Annotated in this window: 1 protein-coding gene; it reads left to right on the forward strand. The window is 60.0% G+C overall.

All coding sequences use genetic code 11. The features are described 5' to 3' along the window. Positions 1–34: 34 nt before the first annotated feature. A partial coding sequence (locus HW932_RS21550; protein ID WP_222932489.1) for a hypothetical protein occupies positions 35–427 on the forward strand: 393 nt, incomplete at its 3' end.

The following is a 427-nucleotide window of genomic DNA, read 5'->3' on the forward strand; positions in this document are numbered from 1 at the left end:
ACACTGGACTGAGATTCGACTAGAGAGACTTGTCATGCAACGACGTTATGTGTCATGGATGTTGACCATGAGCCTGTTGGGCGTTCACGGGCATGAAGCCCGTGCGCAGGATGCGGCCGCACCGATACCATCGGCTGCCTTGGCCACAGCACTCGAAACACGGAATACCATGACACTACGCCAGCGCGCCTTGGAGAAGTGGGCGGCAGGTGATGCAGACCCCGCCCTAGGCCTCTTGGCAGAGGCCATCGCCCGTATTCCATACGACGCCTCCAACTACATGGCTCGTAGTCGCATCCTGAGTGAATTGAAGCGCTATGACGCGGCCATCGCCGACCTGCGTCGGGCCACCGAGCTAGAACCGGCACTCTCAAATGCCTGGGGCAACCTTGGCTGGCACCTGATCCTCCAGGGCGATTTCGCGGCA

Source organism: Allochromatium humboldtianum, from assembly GCF_013385175.1.
In the GTDB taxonomy this organism is placed as follows: domain Bacteria; phylum Pseudomonadota; class Gammaproteobacteria; order Chromatiales; family Chromatiaceae; genus Thermochromatium; species Thermochromatium humboldtianum.